The sequence below is a fragment of the Pantoea sp. X-Soil-OKNW-556 genome (assembly GCF_059730695.1).
In genome coordinates, this window is the sequence record NZ_AP035990.1 from 2967385 (window position 1) to 2984836 (window position 17452).

General features: G+C 54.4%; 15 protein-coding genes and 1 riboswitch. Of the genes, 11 read left to right on the forward strand and 4 right to left on the reverse strand.

The features are described 5' to 3' along the window. Window positions 1-12 precede the first annotated feature (12 nt). From mdtD to AC6I8T_RS13965, 9 genes are all read left to right on the forward strand, one after another. Window positions 13-1422 (forward strand): multidrug transporter subunit MdtD, encoded by a 1410-nt coding sequence (mdtD, locus tag AC6I8T_RS13925; RefSeq protein WP_021185993.1) that lies wholly within the window; start codon window positions 13-15, stop codon window positions 1420-1422. After that, complete coding sequence (baeS, locus tag AC6I8T_RS13930) at window positions 1419-2804, forward strand: envelope stress sensor histidine kinase BaeS (protein WP_021185994.1); 1386 nt, start codon at window positions 1419-1421, stop codon at window positions 2802-2804. Before mdtD ends, baeS begins: the two co-directional genes overlap by 4 nt. 9 nt (window positions 2805-2813) lie before the next feature. Continuing rightward, entirely contained in the window at window positions 2814-3521 is a 708-nt protein-coding gene (gene baeR, locus AC6I8T_RS13935) for an envelope stress response regulator BaeR (RefSeq protein WP_497834045.1), read from the forward strand. A 143-nt stretch (window positions 3522-3664) separates the two neighbouring features. Next, the gene (gene trhP, locus AC6I8T_RS13940) at window positions 3665-5038 is read left to right on the forward strand and encodes a prephenate-dependent tRNA uridine(34) hydroxylase TrhP (RefSeq protein WP_208723973.1); all 1374 of its coding nucleotides are present in this window, start codon (window positions 3665-3667) and stop codon (window positions 5036-5038) included. 233 nt (window positions 5039-5271) lie between these two features. Continuing rightward, window positions 5272-6171: a lipid kinase YegS gene (gene yegS / locus AC6I8T_RS13945; RefSeq protein WP_497834046.1), complete on the forward strand. Its 900-nt coding sequence runs from the start codon at window positions 5272-5274 to the stop codon at window positions 6169-6171. Between the two features lie 235 nt (window positions 6172-6406). Then, complete coding sequence (locus AC6I8T_RS13950) at window positions 6407-7417, forward strand: Zn-dependent oxidoreductase (RefSeq protein WP_208725569.1); 1011 nt, start codon at window positions 6407-6409, stop codon at window positions 7415-7417. Between the two features lie 80 nt (window positions 7418-7497). Next, window positions 7498-8781: an MFS transporter gene (locus AC6I8T_RS13955; RefSeq protein WP_021185999.1), complete on the forward strand. Its 1284-nt coding sequence runs from the start codon at window positions 7498-7500 to the stop codon at window positions 8779-8781. A 53-nt stretch (window positions 8782-8834) separates the two neighbouring features. Next, on the forward strand, window positions 8835-10292 hold the full coding sequence (locus AC6I8T_RS13960; RefSeq protein WP_497834047.1) for a mannitol dehydrogenase family protein: 1458 nt from the start codon (window positions 8835-8837) through the stop codon (window positions 10290-10292). A 99-nt stretch (window positions 10293-10391) separates the two neighbouring features. Then, a complete protein-coding gene (locus AC6I8T_RS13965) occupies window positions 10392-11078 on the forward strand; it encodes a GntR family transcriptional regulator (RefSeq protein ID WP_021186001.1) in 687 nt (228 codons plus the stop codon). An 83-nt stretch (window positions 11079-11161) separates the two neighbouring features. On the opposite strand, the gene fbaB is transcribed toward AC6I8T_RS13965, so the two are convergent. The 3 genes from fbaB to thiM all read right to left on the reverse strand — a co-directional run bounded on the left by fbaB (window position 11162) and on the right by thiM (window position 13944). Then, complete coding sequence (gene fbaB / locus AC6I8T_RS13970; RefSeq protein ID WP_021186002.1) at window positions 11162-12214, reverse strand: class I fructose-bisphosphate aldolase; 1053 nt, start codon at window positions 12212-12214, stop codon at window positions 11162-11164. Between the two features lie 147 nt (window positions 12215-12361). After that, window positions 12362-13162: a bifunctional hydroxymethylpyrimidine kinase/phosphomethylpyrimidine kinase gene (gene thiD, locus AC6I8T_RS13975; protein WP_021186003.1), complete on the reverse strand. Its 801-nt coding sequence runs from the start codon at window positions 13160-13162 to the stop codon at window positions 12362-12364. Beyond that, entirely contained in the window at window positions 13159-13944 is a 786-nt protein-coding gene (gene thiM, locus AC6I8T_RS13980; protein WP_497834048.1) for a hydroxyethylthiazole kinase, read from the reverse strand. Before thiM ends, thiD begins: the two co-directional genes overlap by 4 nt. A gap of 33 nt (window positions 13945-13977) precedes the next feature. Next, window positions 13978-14074: riboswitch (TPP riboswitch) on the reverse strand. A gap of 531 nt (window positions 14075-14605) precedes the next feature. Here thiM and AC6I8T_RS13985 point away from each other — a divergent pair. Continuing rightward, on the forward strand, window positions 14606-14776 hold the full coding sequence (locus AC6I8T_RS13985; RefSeq protein WP_497834049.1) for a hypothetical protein: 171 nt from the start codon (window positions 14606-14608) through the stop codon (window positions 14774-14776). A gap of 557 nt (window positions 14777-15333) precedes the next feature. Here AC6I8T_RS13985 and AC6I8T_RS13990 read toward each other — a convergent pair. After that, entirely contained in the window at window positions 15334-15522 is a 189-nt protein-coding gene (locus AC6I8T_RS13990; protein WP_036627648.1) for a DUF3606 domain-containing protein, read from the reverse strand. A gap of 490 nt (window positions 15523-16012) precedes the next feature. On the opposite strand from AC6I8T_RS13990, the gene chiP reads away from it, so the two are divergent. Then, window positions 16013-17407, forward strand: coding sequence for a chitoporin ChiP (gene chiP, locus AC6I8T_RS13995; RefSeq protein ID WP_497834050.1), 1395 nt, complete (start codon window positions 16013-16015; stop codon window positions 17405-17407). Window positions 17408-17452: the final 45 nt, after the last annotated feature.

The following is a 17452-nucleotide window of genomic DNA, read 5'->3' on the forward strand; positions in this document are numbered from 1 at the left end:
GATGAAGAGACCATGACCACTCAGAACGCGACGGTGCGCTGGCAATTGTGGATTGTCGCTTTTGGCTTTTTTATGCAGTCGCTGGATACCACCATCGTCAACACCGCCATTCCGTCGATGGCGCGCGACCTCAGCGTCAGTCCACTGCATATGCATTCGGTGATTGTCTCCTATGTCCTGACGGTGGCCGTCACCCTGCCGCTAAGTGGCTGGCTGGCTGACCGTTTTGGTGTGCGGAATATCTTCTTCACCGCCATCGTATTATTCAGCATTGGTTCGGTGTTCTGTGCCTTCTCCGGCACACTGGATCAACTGGTGCTGGCGCGTGTCATTCAGGGGGTCGGCGGCGCAATGATGGTGCCTGTCGGGCGCTTAACGGTGATGAAAATCGTCCCGCGCGAGCAATATATGTCGGCGATGACCTTTGTTACCCTACCCGGCCAGGTCGGTCCGCTGCTCGGTCCGGCGCTGGGCGGTATTCTGGTGCAGTACGCCAGTTGGCACTGGATCTTCCTGATCAACATCCCGGTCGGCATCATTGGTGCCATTGCCACCCTCGCGATCATGCCCAACTACACCATGCAAACCCGACGCTTCGACTTTCTCGGCTTTGGTTTACTGGCCGTAGGCATGGCGACCCTGACGTTGGCGCTTGATGGACAGCGGAGCACCGATGGCTCTGCGCTGCTGCTCGGTCTGCTGATCCTGGTTGGCGTCTTTTCCCTGCTGTTTTATTTGATGCACGGTCGTAACAACGACGATGCCCTGTTTAGCCTGAAATTATTTGATAATCGTATCTACTCCATCGGTCTGCTCGGCAGTTTTACCGGTCGCATCGGCAGCGGCATGCTGCCGTTTATGACGCCGATTTTCTTGCAGGTGGGCCTCGGCTTCAGCCCGTTCCATGCGGGGCTGATGATGATCCCAATGGTGCTGGGTAATATGGGGATCAAACGCGTGGTGGTGAGGATCGTGAATCTGTTCGGTTACCGCAATGCATTGGTGGGTGGCACCTGCGCGCTCGCGCTGGTGGTGCTGCTGTTCCCGGCGGTCGCGTTGCTGGGCTGGACCTGGCTGCTGCCGGTGGTGTTACTGCTTCAGGGGATGGTCAACGCCATTCGCTTCTCATCCATGAACACCCTGACGCTGAAAGAGCTGCCAGATGAACTGGCGTCCAGCGGCAACAGTTTGCTGTCGATGATCATGCAGCTCTCCACCAGCATTGGTGTCACCATCGCTGGCCTGCTGCTGGGTGCTTTCGGTCATGGCGCCATCGCCAACAGCGCAGCAGCCCACCAAACCTTTATCTACGCTTACCTCAGCATGGCGCTGGTGATTATCCTGCCTGCGCTGGTGTTCTGGCGTGTGCCGAAAGATGTGAGCAAAAACGTCGATCTGCGACGCAAAAGGAGTGAAGGATGAAGCGCGCGCTGAAACTCGGCATTGGTCCCAAGCTGTTTATGGCGATTTTTTCCACCTGCATGCTGGTGATTATCATCATGCACTGGGGGGTGCGGCTCAGCTTTGAACACGGCTTTGTCGATTACATTCGTAAAGGGAATGAACAACGTCTGACGCTGCTGAGCGATGCGCTTGCTGACCAATATGAACAGCACGGTAACTGGGATTTTCTGCGCAACAATGACCGGCTGATTTTTTCTATCCTGCGTTCGCTGGAGCAGAACCCCGGCAGCGGTAACCTGCTGCCCCCACACGGCTGGCGCACCCAGTTCTGGATTATCGATCAGCAATACAAGGTACTTTCTGGCCCGCGATCCCCGGTCCCCCCTGAAGGGACAAGACGCAATATCACCACCAGCAATGGCAAAGTGGTTGGCTGGGTGATCGGCTCACCTGCTGAACGCCTCACCCGCAGCACTGACATTAATTTTGACCAACAACAGCGCCGCACCAGTTGGATCATCGTAGGCTTTACGGCACTGATGGCAGCGCTGGCGACCTGGCTGATGGCGCGCGGCTTGCTGGCCCCGGTAAAAAGGCTGGTGGATGGCACCCACCATCTGGCCGCAGGCGATTTCGCCACGCGGGTCGAAGTGGGAAGCAGCGACGAACTCGGCCAGTTGGCGCGCGACTTTAACCAGCTCGCCAGCTCGCTGGAAAAAAACGAGAGCAACCGCCGGGCCTTTATGGCGGATATCTCCCATGAACTGCGCACGCCGCTGGCGATCCTGCGTGGCGAGCTGGAGGCCATGCAGGATGGTGTGCGCAAACTGACACCGGAAGCCATCTCTTCGCTACAAAGCGAAGTGGTGGTGTTGACCAAGCTGGTGGATGATTTACATCAGTTATCACTCTCTGATGCCGGTGCCCTTGCCTATCGCAAGCAGGCGGTGGATTTAGTCCATCTGCTGGAGGTGGCGGCGGGCAGCTTCGGCGAACGCTATCGCAGCCGCCAGCTGACCTTGCAGCTGACATTGCCAGCAGAAGCGCCGAGTTTCGGCGATCCCGATCGGTTGATGCAGCTGTTCACCAACCTGCTGGAAAACAGCCTGCGCTATACCGATGCCGGTGGTCAGGTGCGCCTGACCATGAAAAACCTCGGCGACAGTTGGCAGCTCTGCTTTGCCGACAGCGCGCCTGGTGTGGACCCGGCCCATCAGGCCCGGTTGTTTGAGCGTTTCTTCCGCACGGAGAGTTCACGCAACCGTGCCAGCGGCGGCTCGGGTCTCGGTCTGGCGATCTGCAAAAATATTGCGGAAGCGCATGGTGGCAGCATTAGTGCAGATCTCTCTGATTTAGGTGGTCTGCAAATCACGCTAAACTTGCCTTATGTTCCCCATTAAGCACAGCCTATGAGCACGGAAAAGCACGACCCTTTAATCCTTGTTGTTGAAGACGAGCCGAAACTGGCGCAGCTGATGATTGATTATCTGCAAGCGTCCAACTATCGCACCCACCATATTGGCAACGGCAGCGAAGTGCTGAGTTATGTGCAGCAGACGCCGCCGGATTTGATGCTGCTGGATTTAATGTTGCCAAGTCGCGATGGCTTAACCTTGTGTCGCGAAATTCGCCGTTTCTCCGAATTACCTATCATCATGGTGACGGCGCGCACCGAAGAAATTGATCGCCTGCTTGGCCTGGAAATTGGGGCCGACGACTATATCTGCAAACCCTTCAGTCCGCGTGAAGTGGTGGCGCGGGTGAAAACCATTTTGCGCCGCGTCAAACGGACGCCGGAAGAAGCGCAACAGGCGTCACATCTGGTGATCGATGAGGGGCGTTTCCAGGCCACCTGGCGTGAACAGCAACTGGAGCTGACCCCAGCCGAGTTTCGGCTGTTGAAAACGCTGGCGCTGGAACCAGGTAAAGTGTTTTCGCGTGAACAGTTGCTCAACCATCTGTACGACGATTATCGCGTGGTGACCGATCGCACCATCGACAGCCACATCAAAAATCTGCGCCGTAAGCTGGAAAGTCTCGACGCGGAACAACCGTTTATCCGCGCGGTATACGGCATGGGTTATCGCTGGGAGGCCGATGTCTGCCGCATCCTGTAGCAATCAGCGCCTTAGCTTGATCCAGGTCAATTTACTTCGTGAGTGGCCCTGCCTAAAATTCCCCACCTTTTGCAGGGCCGTCTGATACGGCCACTGCACCTGCCATCGTCGATGGCATGCTGACCTGACATCAGTGAGATCCCATGTTTAAACCTGAACTGCTTTCTCCAGCGGGAACGCTGAAGAATATGCGCTATGCCTTTGCCTATGGCGCTGACGCGGTGTATGCCGGGCAACCGCGCTATAGCCTGCGCGTGCGCAATAACGAATTCACCCATGAAAACCTCGCCAAAGGCATCGATGAAGCCCACCGACTTGGCAAAAAATTCTATGTGGTGGTGAATATCGCACCGCATAACGCCAAACTGAAGACCTTTATCCGCGATCTGACTCCGGTGGTGGCAATGCAGCCGGACGCGTTGATCATGTCCGATCCCGGCCTGATTATGCTGGTACGCGAAGCCTTCCCGGCGATGGCGATCCATCTCTCGGTACAGGCTAACGCCGTCAACTGGGCGACGGTGAAATTCTGGCAGCAGATGGGGTTAACCCGCGTGATTCTTTCGCGCGAATTGTCACTGGAGGAGATCGGTGAGATCCGTCAGCAGGTGCCGGCAATGGAGATCGAGATCTTCGTACACGGCGCGCTGTGCATGGCCTATTCTGGCCGTTGTTTACTGTCCGGTTATCTGAATAAACGCGATCCCAACCAGGGGACCTGTACCAACGCCTGCCGCTGGGAATATAAGGTGGCGGAAGGCCAGCAGGACGAGGTCGGCAATATTGTCGGTGTCCACCAACCGGTTGAGGTACAAGCAGCCACGCCGACGTTGGGACTGGGTACGCCAACGGATCGCGTTTTTCTGCTGGAAGAGAAAATGAAACCGGGCGAAACCATGAGCGCATTCGAGGATGAGCACGGCACCTATATCATGAATTCGAAAGATTTACGCGCCGTGGCACATGTTGAACGTTTGAGTCAGATGGGCGTGCATTCGCTGAAGATTGAAGGCCGTACCAAATCGTTTTATTACTGCGCTCGTACCGCCCAGGTGTATCGCCGGGCCATCGATGATGCCGCCGCAGGTAAACCCTTCGATCCTTCGCTGCTGGAAACCCTGGAGGGTCTGGCACATCGTGGCTACACCGAAGGTTTCCTGCGTCGTCATACCCATGACAGCTACCAAAACTACCAACAAGGCTATTCGGTGTCGGAACGCCAGCAGTTTGTCGGTGAATTTACCGGTGAACGCCGTGGCGAGTGGGCGCAGGTGGCCGTGAAGAATAAATTCTTGCTGGGTGATGAGCTGGAAATCATGACCCCCAATGGCAATCTGAATTGTCGGCTGGAAGCGATGCAGAATGACAAGGGAAGCGCCGTTGATGTGGCACCGGGGGATGGTCATCGTGTCTGGCTGCCGGTACCCGAGCACGTCGATCTCGCTTTCGCATTGTTGCTGCGTAACTTTTCCGCTGGCGACAGCACGCGCGACCCACACGCCAGCAACCGCACTTAATGAAAAGAAATGGGTGAAATTAGAACAGGATCACAGACCGCCGTTTCGCCCTGGCGTAAACTCGCTTTCGCTGCTAACGAGTAACAATAATCAGCAGGTAGTACCAGGAACCACCTCATTCACCCGCCCGGCTCCCCCGTGCGGGTTTTCTTTTTTTCATCCCCGCACCGATAAAGTTCCTGTCCCGGCTATGCTATAACCACTTTTATCTGTAATGCCTCAGGGAATGGACGATGCAAAACCAACCACTTACCTTATTGATTTTGAATGGCAAAGGTGCCGGAAATGAAGAACTCCGCACCGCGGTAAATAAATTGCGTGATGAAGGCTTTAATCTGGCCGTGCGTGTCACCTGGGAAAAAGGCGATGGCGACCGCTACGTGCAGGAAGCCGTCAGTTTGCAGGCGGAAACGGTGGTAGCTGGCGGCGGCGATGGCACCATCAACGAAATTGCCACCGCACTGGCAGCGCTACCCGCAGCCCACCGTCCTGCGCTGGGCATTCTGCCGTTGGGTACCGCGAATGATTTTGCCACCAGCGTCGGTATTCCGCTGGAGATGGAACCGGCACTGCGCCTCGCGGTGCTCGGCAAAGCCACCGCCATCGACCTGGCGCGTGTCAATGGCGATCGCTACTTTATCAATATGGCGACCGGCGGTTTTGGCACTCGCATTACTACCGAAACACCGGAAAAACTCAAATCCGCGCTGGGTGGTGTTTCCTATTTCATTCATGGCCTGATGCGTGTCGATGCCCTCAAACCGGACCGCTGTGAAATCGTAGCACCTGGTTTTGACTGGCAGGGCGATGCGCTGGTCATTGGTATTGGCAACGGACGTCAGGCAGGTGGCGGCCAAAAATTGTGTCCTGACGCGCTGATTAATGATGGCCAGCTCAATCTGAGCATCGTCACCGCCCAGGAACTGTTGCCGACCCTGTTGCATTCGCTGACGCGCGATGATGAAAACCCCAACATTGTCTCAGCGAAGTTGCAGTCGCTGAGTATCCGCTCTCCCCACGAGATGACATTTAACCTGGACGGCGAACCCCTGAGCGGTAGCGAATTCCAGATAGAGGTGCTGCCGGGCGCATTGAGCTGCCGTCTGCCGCCGCAGTGTCCGCTACTGGCGTAATTTGTATCTTACGTAGCGGCGCGATTTATCGCGCGGGGTTTTCTGCCAGCATGCACAGAACCGCGCGATAAATCGCGCCACTACGTTCCGATCCCTCCTTTCCCGAGCTGTGACCCTCTTCACAACTCTGTTAAGTCGACTTGTATGGTAGTATTTGCAAGCGTATTTTTTCATCATTGATTTCCCGTTAAAGCCCCTCGACCGTGAATGACGGCCCAGGGCAAAGGAGCTGATGATGAAAAGTGTGGTGATTGAACAACCGGGTGAACTGGTACTGGCAGAGCGTCCCTTACCGCAACCTGCTGCCGGTGAAGTTCGCGTGAAAGTCCAGTTTGCCAGCATCTGTGGTTCGGATGTGCATATCTGGCACGGCCACAACCCATTTGCTAAATATCCTCGCGTTATCGGGCATGAATTCTTTGGGCTGATCGACGCCGTCGGCGAAGGCGTCGATGCACAGCGTGTTGGCGAACGCGTGGCAGTCGATCCGGTTGTCAGTTGCGGTCACTGCTATCCCTGCTCGATTGGTCGCCCCAACGTTTGCAAGGAACTTCAGGTGATCGGCGTGCATCGCGACGGTGGTTTCAGTGAATTCGCGGTCGCTCCAGCCAAAAACGCCTTTCGTCTGCCTGATACGATTCCCGATAAGCTCGCCAGCATGGTTGAACCCTTCACCATCGCCGCCAACATCACCGCGTTTCTGAAACCACAATCACAGGATGTGGCGCTGATTTACGGCGCAGGCCCAATGGGACTAACCGCCATTCAGGTACTAAAAGGCGTCTATGGCGTTGAACAGGTACTGGTGGTGGATCGTCTGCCAGAACGCCTCGCATTGGCGCAACAAAACGGTGCCGACCAGGTATTCAACAACAGCGAGATCCCGCTGGCGGCGCAACTGGAAGGGCTACAGCCGACACTGATCATCGATGCCGCCTGTCACCCCAGCATTCTGGCGGAAGCGGCCGCCCTCGCCTCTCCGGCCGCACGCATCGGCTTGCTGGGCTTCTCCGGCGAACCGTGCAGCATTACGCAACAAAGCCTGACCAGTAAAGAACTGTCGCTGTTCACCTCACGTCTGAACAGCAACCGTTTCCCGCAAGTGATCGAGTGGATGGAAAAAGGCCAGATCCAGCCAGAGAAGCTGGTGACGCACTACTTCCCGCTGGCGGAAATTGAACGTGCCATGACGCTGTTTGAAAAAGACCCACGCACCTGCTGCAAAGTGATCCTACACATGGGTTGAGTTAACCTTCACACCAGGTGTCCTCTTGCCGGTGCGTACCCGCCGGCAATAATACAATAAAGCAAGATGTCGGAGTTTCTATGTTAAAGAACCTGCGCTGGACCCTCGTACTGCTGTTATTTCTGGTTTATATGATCAATTACCTCGATCGTATTGCCCTGTCCCTGACCGTACCGCTGGTGGAAAAAGATCTGATGATCAACGCTGAACAGTTCGGCATGATTTTCGGCAGCTTCTTCTTCGGCTATGCGCTGTTTAACTTTATTGGTGGCCTTGCGACCGATAAATTCGGCCCGACCATTGTGCTGGGCACCGCTGTGGGTATGTGGTCGCTGTTCTGCGGTATGACCGCACTGGCGACCGGCTTCTGGTCAATGATGATTCTGCGTGTGCTGTTTGGTATGGCAGAAGGCCCAATCTGCGCCTCGGCTAACAAAGCCATTAATGGCTGGTTCCCGAAAAAACAAGCGGCTACCGCGATGGGCCTGCTCAGTGCCGGTTCACCGCTGGGTGGTGCCGTCGCCGGCCCAATTGTTGGCTATCTGGCGCTGTCATTCGGCTGGCGCCCCGCTTTCGTGGCAATCTGCCTGATTGGTCTGGTATGGATGGCGTTCTGGTTCTTCTTTGCCGCTGACAATCCGGCGAAAAGCAAGCGCGTCTCCGCGGAAGAACGTGCGCTGGTGGAAAAACTGAAAGCGGAGCAGCCCGGTGAAGAAACCGATCTGTCCGGTGCTGTACATGGTATGGGTTACTACCTGCGCCAGCCGATCATCCTGGTCACCGCTTTCGCCTTCTTCTGCTACAACTACATCCTGTTCTTCTTCCTGAGCTGGTTCCCGGCCTATCTGGTGCAGGCACATGGCCTGGATATCAAAGCCATGAGCATCACCACCATGATCCCGTGGATTGTCGGTTTCGTCGGCCTGGCATTGGGCGGCTGGATCTCCGATAAAATCTTCAACATTACCGGTAAGTTACTGTTGTCACGTAAAATTGTGCTGGTGGTCTCACTGCTGGCCGCCGCAATTTGTGTCGCGCTGGCCGGTACGATAAAAGAGGTGAATTCGGCGGTGATCATGATGTCGATCTCCATCTTCTTCCTCTATATCACCGGCGCGATTTACTGGGCGATTATTCAGGACGTGGTGCACAAAAGCCGTGTCGGCAGCATCAGCGGCTTTATTCACCTGGTGGGTAGCCTGTCAGGCATTATCGGTCCCATCGTCACCGGTTTTATTGTCCAGCACACCGGCAAGTTCGATAGCGCCTTTATCCTGGCGGGTGTGGTTGCGGGACTGGGCGCGCTGCTGGTGCTGTTTGTTATTCGCAGCCCAAAAACCAGTAACAAACCGGTCTCAGCCTAAAAAATTGACCATTGCGGGGCGACTTTACGCCCCGCTTGCTAAAAGGAATGATTATGTTAGAGATTGGCAGCCTTCCCGCCGATGTTCAGCGTCCAGGCTATGATCGCAGCCGCCTGAAAACCCGCATGGTCCACATCGGGTTTGGTGCCTTTCATCGTGCCCACCAGGCACTGGCAACGGACAAGCTGGCGGAACAGGGCAGCGACTGGGGTTATTGTGAGGTGAACCTCAACAGCGGCGCGTTGATTCAGGCTTTACGCCAGCAGGATTTGCTCTACACCCTGACTGAAATGGCTGATGACAGCCTGCATACCCGGGTGATAGGCGTGGTGACTGGCGCGCTGCACGGTAAAGGGGACGGTATCGACGCGGTTATCGAGGCAATGTGTCAGCCGGATGTGGCGATTGTGTCGATGACCGTCACCGAAAAAGGGTACTGCCACCTACCCGCCAGCGGCAATCTCAACCCTGATCATCCCGATATCGTGCACGATTTGGCGCATCCGCAGGAGCCGCATTCGTTACCCGGCCTGATTCTGGCAGCGATTATCCGTCGGCGCGCAGGCAATTTACCGCCCTTTAGCGTGATGTCCTGCGACAACATGCCAGAGAATGGCCATGTGACGCGCAACGTGATTGTGCAACTGGCGGAGCGACACAGCTCAGAACTGGCCGACTGGATCAAAAACCATATCACCTTCCCTTCCACCATGGTGGACCGCATCGTCCCGGCGATGACCGATGCCGCTTTTGCCAGCCTCACTGCGCGTCTCGGTTGCGAAGACCCGGTGGCGGTGGAAGCGGAACCCTTTTTTCAGTGGGTGATCGAGGATAACTTTGTGAGTGGGCGTCCGGCGTGGGAAAACGCCGGAGCAGAACTGGTCAGCGATGTGCTTCCGTTCGAAGAGATGAAGCTGCGAATGCTGAATGGCAGCCACTCTTTCCTCGCGTATCTTGGCTATCTGGCGGGTTATGAACATATCAGCGATTGTATGGCCGATGCGCATTATCGCCATGCCGCCCGTGCGCTGATGATGCAGGATCAGGCTCCGACACTGCGTACCAACGGGGTGGATCTGGCCGCGTATGCCGATTCGCTGATCACCCGATACGAGAATCGCGCCATTAAACATCGCACCTGGCAAATCGCCACAGATGGCACGCAAAAGCTGCCACAGCGAATGCTGGACAGTGTGCGCTGGCATCTGCGCAATGGCTCTGACTGTGACTTTTTGCTGTTGGGTGTGGCAGGCTGGATGCGTTATGTCAGCGGCGTTGATGAGCACGGTCAAGCCATTGAGATTCGCGACCCGCTGAAAGATGAACTGGCGCGTATTGTAGCGACCAGCGAAGAAGGCGCGCCGCGTGTCCGGGCGTTACTGGGGTTGAAAGCGGTGTTCGGTGACGATTTGCTGCAACACCCAGGCTTCGTGAGCCGGGTGACAGAACTTTATCAGCAGCTGTGTGCCGAAGGGGCGCGTGCCACGGTGCATGCCCTCAGTCAGGGGTAACGCCGCAACAAACTGGTAGCGCAGATGCAGCGTGCTGATTAGACTGAATCTTTCCCATAAAGGCTGGTCAATACCAGCCATAAATACGGATATTGCTGCATGTCAATTGCCTATACCATCACCACCAGCGAACCGGTGAATCAGCAGATCTATCGCTATTTGCGTCGGGACATTGTCACCTGCGCCATTCACCCTGGCTCGCTGCTGTCGGAAAAAGAGGTTTCTGCGCGCTTTAACGTCTCTCGTCAGCCGGTGCGCGAAGCTTTTATCAAGCTGGCTGAAGCCGGCCTGGTGCAGGTATTGCCGCAGCGTGGCACCTTTGTGCGAAAAATCTCTGCCCAGCGCGTTGCTGATGGTCGTTTTATTCGTGAAGCGGTGGAAATTGCCGTGGTCCGCCGGGCCGCGCAGGAAATTACGCCTGTCGCCCTGATGGCGCTGGAGCATAACCTGCAACTGCAACGTTTAGCGGCCGAACGCCACGACAGCCAGGCGTTTCTCGCCCTCGACGATGAGTTTCATCGCCTGATTGCGGAAAGTATCAACTGTCTGCTGGCCTGGGAAACGGTGGAAAATATCAAAGCGACCATGGACCGGGTGCGTTTTCTGACATTAAGCGAAGTCTCACCGCCGGAGAACTTGATCCAGCAGCATGAAGAGATTTATGCGGCGCTGAAAGCGCACGACGTTGAGGCTGCGGAGTCGGCAATGCGCCGCCATTTGCAGGAGATGATTATGACAATAACGCCGATTGCAGAACGCAATAGCGAGTGGTTTGAAGCGCCTTAAGCAGTGTGACATGCCGTAGCGGCGCGATTTATCGCGCTGTTTTTTTGCGGCATCATGCGCAGAATTGCGCCGCTACGGTTTAATTATGCGATCGTCACATCTTTGGACAAATACACATCCTGCACCGCGTTAATCAGCTCCACGCCCTCTTTCAGCGACTTCTTAAACGCTTTGCGTCCCAAAATCAGTCCCATACCGCCGGCGCGTTTGTTAATCACCGCCGTACGCACCGACTCGGCCACATCGGTTGCCCCTGCTGCCGCACCGCCAGAGTTAATTAACCCGGCGCGCCCCATATAACAGTTTGCCAACTGGTAGCGTACCAGGTCGATTGGGTTTTCGGTGGTCAACTTGCTGTAAACGCGATCATCGGTATGGCCGAAATTCACCGCGGTATAACCCCCGTTATTCTCTGCCATTTTTTGCTTCACGATATCCGCGCCAATGGTCGCGGCCAGATGGTTGGCCTGACCGGTTAAATCGGCGCTGGCATGGTAATCCACGCCATCTTTCTTGAAGCCGTTATTGCGCAGGTAGGCCCACAGCACCGTCACCATACCCAGCTCATGCGCACGTTCAAACGCGGCGGAGATCTCTTCAATCTGGCGACGTGATTGCTCAGAACCGAAGTAGATGGTGGCCCCGACCGCAATGGCTCCCATATTGAACGCCTGCTCGACGCTGGCGTACAGCGTCTGATCATATTGCGTCGGATAGCTCAGCGTCTCGTTGTGGTTCAGCTTCACCATGAACGGGATCTTGTGCGCATAACGCCGCGCCACCGAGGCCAGCACACCGTAGGTGGAAGCGACGCAGTTGCAGCCCGCTTCAATCGCCAGCTCAACAATATTTTTCGGGTCGAAGTAGTGAGGATTGGCGGCAAATGAAGCGCCGGCGGAGTGCTCAACCCCCTGATCAACCGGCAAAATCGACAGGTAACCCGTCCCAGCCAGGCGACCGGTGTTGTACAGCGTTTGCATGTTGCGTAATACCACAGGAGAACGATTGTTATCGGTCATTACGCGATCAACATAATCCGCGCCCGGTAAATAAAGGCTTTCCGCTGGAATGGTCATGCAGCGATGTTGAAGAAGGCTATCCGCTTCTTGGCCCAATAACTGAACGATGTCCGTCATACTCACTCCTGATTAATGGCTGGATTGGAACCGGCACCTGCCGATTCGCCCCCAACAGCCTGGACCGGGATCCGCCAGGCTGGCAAATTGCTGACTCCATTTTTCAGACAGATACGCAGGCAAAAAATGGCAATTCGGCGTTACGCCCTACCACCAACGATGAAAATGGTGCACCGGTCCAATGCCTTTTCCGACTTCCAGAGAATCGGCATGCAGTAACGCTTGTTGCAACCAGGCTTTAGCCTCGGAGAGCGTCGCAGCCCAGTCATCATGGCGTGGACGTAGCGCCGCCAACGCAGCTGACAGCGAACAACCGGTGCCGTGGGTGTGGCGAGTATTGACGCGTGGCGCGGTAAAACGCTGACGTCCGTTGCGGGTGATAAGCCAATCCGGGCTCTCCGCATCACTCAGATGTCCTCCCTTCATCAGTACCGCTTCACACCCGAGATCCAGCAATGCATCCCCCTGCATCAGCATCGTCTTCTCATCCTGCGCCACACTGCGGCCAAGCAGCGCCGCGGCTTCTGGCAAATTCGGCGTAATCAACGATACCTGTGGTAACAACAACTCACGCAGGCTGGCGATGGCATCCGGTGATAACAACGCATCGCCACTTTTGGCAATCATAACGGTGTCCAGCACCACGAACGGCAGGCTGGCACGCTTCAGCTTGTCAGCGACAATTTCCACCACCGCCGTTTCCGCCAGCATGCCAATTTTTGCCGTGTCGATACGCACATCATCGAGCACCGAATCCAGCTGCGCTCCGACAAAATCTGGTTCGATACGATAGACCGACTGCACACCACGGGTATTCTGGGCCACCAGCGCGGTAATGACGCTGGTGCCATAGGCACCCAGCGCGGAGAAGGCTTTGAGATCGGCCTGAATTCCAGCACCACCGCTGGGGTCAGTACCGGCAATAGTCAATGCGTTAATACGTTTCATGGCGTCACCTCCAGTGTCCACAGCGCATCCAAAAAGGCAGCAACAAAGCTGCCCGGCCCCTGGACCTGACGTGCCGCCCGTTCACCGGCCAGTGACATGACCCGACAAGCTGCCGCCACATGTTGCAGACGTTCACCCGGCAGGCTGGCAAAAGCCGCCACCACTGCCGACAGTGCACAACCTGTCCCCACTACGCGTGTCATCAGTGGGCTGCCGCCCGGGATGGCAAAGGTATGCTGACCATCGGTAACGTAATCCACTTCGCCGGTTACCGCCACGATGCTGCGGTAATCGTGCGCCAACTGTTGAGCAGCGCTGAGTGCGGCGTCAGCCTGATGCATGCTGTCCACGCCACGCCCGCCCGCCGCCTGGTTCGCCAGGGCAAGGATTTCCGAGGCGTTGCCACGGATGGCTGCCGGTTGCTGGGTCAATAGCTGCTGACAAAATTCGGTGCGAAAGGTTAACGCGCCCACTGCGACCGGGTCGAGCGTCCAGGGTGTGCCGGCACGGTTTGCCGCCTCTACCGCAGCCTGCATGGCGATGCTGCGATCGCGCGTCAACGTACCCACGTTAATGAGCAGAGCATCGGCATAACCGCTGAACTGTGCGGCCTCATCAGCGTCGATCACCATGGCAGGTGAGGCACGCAGTGCCAACAGGACATTAGCGGTAAAGGTCTGTACCACATCATTGGTCATGCAATGTACCAGCGAAGCATGTTGTTGCAGTAACTGAAGCGAGTGCGCGAGTTGCGCGGAGGAAAGAAGGTCAGGTTGTTTCATAAAGCTCCCAACCGGCGATCAAGAAGGCGAATGCGGTCAGGCATCTGACTTCCCTACGCTGGCATTATCCAGATCAGGTGGTACGGGTATTTCTCAGCCTTCACAAGGAAGGGCACCCCGAGTCATTTATATGACTGGCAGATTAGGGCAAGTGACTTGCTGACGCAAGCCCGCCCTGCTCAATATACCGCTGGGCTTTTTCCCCATACGTTGCGTAGCGGCGCGATTTATCGCGTAAAACTTCAAGTTCGCGTGATAAATCGCAGCACTACGATTGAAAACAAATACACATTGCGCATGTGGTCGTTGCTTGTAAAATGACCACCGAGATTATTCCCACAACAAGATGAAGGATTTATGGCAAAAGGAATTGTGCTTTGTCAGGGAGACAGGACGTCATGCGGCGGCAAAATCACCGCAGGCGCAAGAAGGCAATCCTGTTACCTGTGGGAAAGATGGTAAGACCTACAAGATTATCGGAGGCATACCTTTTTACACCAGCGGCCCCGATAAAAAACGTATTGCCGGATCGCTTGATAGCCACAGTTCATGTCCTTGCAAGGCTAAAATCACACCGTCTAACGCTTATCCTGGCTATGTGAAAGAAGACCCCCCTGTCTCGCGAGAGACTGGTTTAGCGGCTTAGGCTCCAGCCGCATTAATGCCAAAATTTCAGTCAGAACCAGAACAACATGCAATTCACTCAATTAATGAAATCGATGAGGCTTGCTCAATTGGCCGGGAAGATGAATGTTCTAAGAAAAAATACACCGAGATTGGTCGCTTCTCTGGAGGACTTGCTGGTGGTTATATTGGAATACGCTTCAGATAAAGGCGAATACCTTGGTGAACTTTTCTATAATTCGGTAGGTAAATGACATGAACGTTGTATCTGCTATTTTATTTTCGTTATTTCTCGCCTCTACAATCACAACATATGGATATTCCGCGTTAAAAACCGAAAGACACATTATGTTATGTACTCTCTTTCGTGAAAAATCTGGATACTTACCCAATGGAATGACCCTTGCTCAGAATGGAGGGGCTTTCTTTACCTTCCAAAAAGATTTATATTTCTTCTTGCCACTTATTGTCAGAAAAGGCAGTTTTACTGTTAGAAAAGGCAGTTTTACTGTTAGAAACATGAAATCAGAACATTATGACTTCATACGAAGTCTACCACATGAAACGACAGGATGGTTGAAGATCAAATTCTATTTATTTACCATAACGACCACTCTACTTTTTTAAATTTTTTATTTGATTGCTTTTCATAAAGGCATTATGAAATCATACGTAAACAACATGCATCCTCACTATAAACCCGCGCGCCAGCATAAGTAAAAAACCCCGCAGAACGGGGTTAGTCAGTTATTTTCTTCCTGAAAATCACTTTCGCTGATATTGATTCAAGTACTGCTTAACTTTCTCAGTACCATTACCTACGTTAGCAACAGCGGTACGCAATTGTGTCGCGCTCACTTCCAGGGTGTTCGTCCAATACTCAACCTCCCAGGTTTCAGTAAGACTAATAAAGCGTTTGTCTTCCGGTTGTTTTCTCTTTAAATCATCAGCCATTTTGCAGCTCCTGAGGTTAATCCTGAAAACATGACTATCGCTTCTTAAGAAGAGTAACTCGTTAGCTTAACCGAAGGATGTTAGCCGTCCGGTGATTGCCATACAGCCCCACTTAAGGCCAGGAGCCAGCACAGCGCTGGCTTCCGGAAAAAATCCTAGACAATATGGCTGACGATATCAAGGTATAGCAACTATACCAAAGAACAACAGAACAAAACTTTTTTGCTGCATCTTAAGGCTGAATGTTGTTCCCGGTTTTCTGCTAATCAACAGGATCAAGTACTGAGAAACAATTGACTCACATAAACAACAAAACAGTAACATCATGATATTAGTGAATTAAATGCTTATTTTTGCGTCCTGCGTCATAAATCGTACTCATCGTCATTGATAATTCGCGTCACGAAAAATAGCATCTGCGCACTGGTTACACGAAGTAACAGTAAATGGAAAGCATCATCACACAAGGGATTATCACGGAGGATTTACCATGCACAGGACAGTTCGCACGTCGCTATCCACAGCTATCGCCACTGCACTTCTCATTACATCATTTATCCCTGCCCCTGCTTTTGCAGCCGGTTTCATTGATGACTCATCCCTGACCGGTGGTCTCTACTACTGGCAGCGGCAGCGCGATCGCAAAGAGATGGATCCGCAACAGGGTAAATACGGCCAGTATGATGCCAACCTGCATCATGCAACAGGCAATGCCAGCCTCGATTTCTCCTCAGGCTATCTGGCGGACGTCATCGGCCTTGACCTTGCTGCGTATGGCGCGCTGGAGCTGACTCATGGTGGTCCGGCTGCACCCAACGAAATCGGGTTCAGTGATGCCAGCAACCGCTGGGATGAAAAATGGACCGGTGATAAAAGTGGTGCCAGCTTGTACAAAGCTGCGCTAAAAACCCGATGGCAGGATTACTGGCTGCGTGCCGGATATCTACAACCCACCGGCCAAACGTTACTGGCACCGCACTGGAGTTTCCTGCCGGGAACTTACCGTGGTGTCGAGGCGGGAACCACCTATGATTTTGGTGATACGGGAGCCCTTTCCTTCTCATGGATGTGGACCGATCAATACAAAGCGCCCTGGTACCAGCATATGTACAACTTCCGCAAAGCAGACGGCACTACGGATGTACCGTGGCTGCAATCTTTCGGCGCGAAGTACGATTTTAAAAATAGCCTGGTCGTGGAAGGGGCTTACGGCCAGGCCGCAAACTACATGGATCAATACTTCGCCAACGCGTCGTATCAACTGCCGTTGGCCGGTTCGCCGTTGCGTACCAGTTATCAATTTTATGGTGCACAGGATCGCGAGGGAGGCGGCGCCAGCAACGTCAACAATGTCTATGACGGTTTAGCCTGGCTCCAGGCGATGACACTCGGCTACACCCTTGGCGCATTTGATTTCCGCCTGGAAGGCACCTGGGTAAAAGCAGAAGGTAATCAAGGCTTCTTTTTACAACGCATGACGCCCTCGTACGCCAGTTCCAATGGTCGCATGGACGTCTGGTGGGACTCGCGTTCAGACTGGAACGCTAATGGTGAGAAAGCCGTGTTTGCTGGCGTGATGGCCGATCTCGCACACTGGCAATTGCCGGGTTGGCAGGTTGGTGGCTCCTATGCCTATGGCTGGGATGCGAAGCCTTCCACCAATCCCATATACAACCAACAGCAGCGCCTGACAGAATCCGCCTGGAGCCTTGATCTGGTGTACACCTTGCAGGAAACACGCGCTAAAGGGACGCAGTTCAAATTGCATTACACCCAATATGACAACCATAGCAACCTGCCGAGCTACAGCGGTGGCTACGGCAACATCTTCCAGGATGAAAAAGACATCAAATTTATGGTCATTGCTCCCTTTACTATTTTCTGACGCTAAGCGGGCTGGATCCCGCTATTGTCATCCATGCACAAGGAT

What these genes read in the sequence shown, in the direction of transcription:
- thiD (WP_021186003.1), bottom strand. Translation starts at nt 13,162, where the DNA reads ATGAAACGTATTAACGCATTGACTATTGCCGGTACTGACCCCAGCGGT.
- mdtD (WP_021185993.1), top strand. Translation starts at nt 13, where the DNA reads ATGACCACTCAGAACGCGACGGTGCGCTGGCAATTGTGGATTGTCGCT.
- chiP (WP_497834050.1), top strand. Translation starts at nt 16,013, where the DNA reads ATGCACAGGACAGTTCGCACGTCGCTATCCACAGCTATCGCCACTGCA.
- baeR (WP_497834045.1), top strand. Translation starts at nt 2,814, where the DNA reads ATGAGCACGGAAAAGCACGACCCTTTAATCCTTGTTGTTGAAGACGAG.
- fbaB (WP_021186002.1), bottom strand. Translation starts at nt 12,214, where the DNA reads ATGACGGACATCGTTCAGTTATTGGGCCAAGAAGCGGATAGCCTTCTT.
- AC6I8T_RS13985 (WP_497834049.1), top strand. Translation starts at nt 14,606, where the DNA reads ATGCCAAAATTTCAGTCAGAACCAGAACAACATGCAATTCACTCAATT.
- AC6I8T_RS13960 (WP_497834047.1), top strand. Translation starts at nt 8,835, where the DNA reads ATGTTAGAGATTGGCAGCCTTCCCGCCGATGTTCAGCGTCCAGGCTAT.
- baeS (WP_021185994.1), top strand. Translation starts at nt 1,419, where the DNA reads ATGAAGCGCGCGCTGAAACTCGGCATTGGTCCCAAGCTGTTTATGGCG.
- yegS (WP_497834046.1), top strand. Translation starts at nt 5,272, where the DNA reads ATGCAAAACCAACCACTTACCTTATTGATTTTGAATGGCAAAGGTGCC.
- thiM (WP_497834048.1), bottom strand. Translation starts at nt 13,944, where the DNA reads ATGAAACAACCTGACCTTCTTTCCTCCGCGCAACTCGCGCACTCGCTT.
- AC6I8T_RS13955 (WP_021185999.1), top strand. Translation starts at nt 7,498, where the DNA reads ATGTTAAAGAACCTGCGCTGGACCCTCGTACTGCTGTTATTTCTGGTT.
- AC6I8T_RS13950 (WP_208725569.1), top strand. Translation starts at nt 6,407, where the DNA reads ATGAAAAGTGTGGTGATTGAACAACCGGGTGAACTGGTACTGGCAGAG.
- AC6I8T_RS13965 (WP_021186001.1), top strand. Translation starts at nt 10,392, where the DNA reads ATGTCAATTGCCTATACCATCACCACCAGCGAACCGGTGAATCAGCAG.
- trhP (WP_208723973.1), top strand. Translation starts at nt 3,665, where the DNA reads ATGTTTAAACCTGAACTGCTTTCTCCAGCGGGAACGCTGAAGAATATG.
- AC6I8T_RS13990 (WP_036627648.1), bottom strand. Translation starts at nt 15,522, where the DNA reads ATGGCTGATGATTTAAAGAGAAAACAACCGGAAGACAAACGCTTTATT.